Origin of the sequence: Rhodococcus sp. ARC_M12, assembly GCF_022810385.1 — a bacterium.
GTDB classification, from domain to species: Bacteria; Actinomycetota; Actinomycetes; order Mycobacteriales; family Mycobacteriaceae; genus Rhodococcoides; species Rhodococcoides navarretei.
Map to the genome: position 1 here is coordinate 1 of NZ_JALGQI010000102.1, position 255 is coordinate 255.

The 255-nt window shown below is 60.4% G+C and carries 1 pseudogene; it reads left to right on the plus strand.

Annotated elements, in window-relative coordinates:
- A pseudogene (locus MTX35_RS26380) lies at positions 1–255 on the plus strand (MFS transporter); the annotation flags it as partial.

The window sequence follows — 255 nt, forward strand, 5'->3', positions numbered from 1 at the left end:
CGCCCGCCGTGGCTTCGGTGCCGGCGCACTGTCGGTCTGTATCCAATTTCTGGTGACCTTCGGGGTGTTCTTGCTGTTGGTGCAGTATCTGCAGTTGATTCTCGGTTATGGACCGCTCACCGCCGCGCTGGCGTTGACCCCTATGGTCGTGCCGCTCATCGTGATCTCGGTGATTGCACCCTGGCTGTCGAACATTGTTGGCCTGCGGGTGATGACCACTGTAGGTCTGCTCACCATCGCGGCGGGACTGGTGAT